The sequence below is a fragment of the Paenibacillus sp. OT2-17 genome, assembly GCF_009827695.1.
Taxonomy (GTDB): Bacteria; Bacillota; Bacilli; order Paenibacillales; family Paenibacillaceae; genus Paenibacillus; species Paenibacillus polymyxa_B.
The window spans coordinates 1-1,762 of the sequence record NZ_WUDQ01000682.1 but is presented as its reverse complement, the minus strand read 5'-3'; the positions used below and the strand labels follow the sequence as shown (position 1 = coordinate 1,762).

2 protein-coding genes are annotated in these 1,762 nt (G+C 47.4%); both read right to left on the bottom strand.

The window, feature by feature from the left end; all coding sequences use genetic code 11:
- Positions 1-537 (bottom strand): sigma-E processing peptidase SpoIIGA (locus GRP75_RS26080; RefSeq protein WP_202404327.1); only part of this gene is annotated, 537 nt, incomplete at its 3' end.
- Positions 538-725: 188 nt separating this feature from the next.
- On the bottom strand, positions 726-1,762 hold a 1,037-nt coding region (ftsZ, locus tag GRP75_RS26075; protein WP_160790781.1), incomplete at its 5' end, for a cell division protein FtsZ.

Genomic DNA, 1,762 nt, shown 5'->3' with positions numbered 1-1,762 from the left:
CTCAATATGATCCTGCCCAATCCACACCTGCACTTGTCCCAGAAACCCACTCATCCTTTCTGTGCGCTGCTTTGAGGACTGCACAATACGAAAGAAAAGCATCACTCCGCCAAATGCGCATAAAATAAACCAGAATGCGATTTTCAGTTCAAAAGACATTCCTCCCGAAGCGGTGTACCAGATACCATTAAACAATTCCCCCGTATTTTGGAGAAAATAATGCATCCCCAAAATGCCACCTGCAGCTACAAAATTGATCATGTAAAAAGCACCCATTGTACGAAGATACTTTTGCATGCTGCCAAATCCAAAAGCCACCAGCAGCATTATGACCGATAATGCCAGTTTGATCAGGAACGTAAATAAAAAGGACAGTTCCGGCACAAACATCATGACCACGTACATTGCGCCGATTCCAGCTGATGCCATCAACCTCCACCACACTGGACGAATTTTTCTCATCCAGGCGGTGACCATCAGCAGAACAGCATCAATGAACAAATTGGCCAAAAAAATCAAGTCGATATAAACAACCAAGGCTTCACCCGCCCAGCGTTTGCAGGATAGGCTTAAGTATAGTAGTCATGCTGTTCAAAGTCTGTCTAACGGTGGGGACGGTGACCGACTAATTTTGTCGGAAAGAGGAGAAGCGTCTGAACTGCAGGATGCGGAAAACAGAAAGAAGCCCGCATCTCCAAGGAGAATGCGGGCAGTCTGAATTAAAACTAGTTATCGTTATTATTATTGCGCGAACGGTTACGTAAGAATGTAGGAATGTCTATTTGGTCACTGCTTTGAGTGTTACCAAATGGACGCAAGTTAGGAGAGCCTTTTTCCGCCGATTCGGAAGTAGCCGGGTTGGCTGCCGGTTTACGTCCCGGTGCCGGTTGACTTGGCTTGCCTTCAAAGCCAGTGGCAATGACGGTAACCTTGATCTCTTCTTTCAACTCTTCGTCAATGATAGCACCGAAAATCATGTTTACTTCCGGATCGGAAGCCGATGTTACAATTTCAGCTGCCTCATTAACCTCATACAGAGACAGGTTGTTGCCACCAGTGATGTTCATAATCACACCACGAGCACCTTCAATGGATGTCTCCAACAACGGGCTCATGATAGCCTTGCGTGCTGCTTCAGCCGCACGATTTTCACCAGTTGCTTCACCAATCCCCATCAAAGCGGAGCCACGCTCCGTCATGATCGTCTTAACGTCAGCAAAGTCGAGGTTGATTAGACCCGGTACAGCGATCAAATCTGAAATACCTTGTACTGCCTGACGCAGAACATTGTCTGCTTCACGGAATGCTTCCAACATTGGGGTTTTCTTGTCCACAATTTCAAGCAAACGGTCATTCGGGATTACTATCAAAGTGTCTACTTTTTCTTTTAATCCCTCAATACCAAGTTCAGCTTGATTGGAGCGCTTACGCCCTTCGAACGTGAATGGTCGGGTTACCACGCCTACAGTCAGCGCGCCACATTCCTTGGCAATTTCAGCAATGACAGGAGCCGCTCCGGTTCCAGTACCGCCACCCATTCCCGCCGTTACGAATACCATATCCGCACCTTTGAGCGTATTCATAATGAGCTCACGCGACTCTTCAGCCGCTTTTTTACCCACATCCGGGTTAGCGCCGGCACCCAGACCGCGGGTCAGCTTATCCCCAATTTGAAGCTTATGCTCAGACTTCGCTAAATGAAGTGCCTGGGCATCTGTATTGACTGTAATGAACTCCACACCCTGAACACCATTTTCGATCA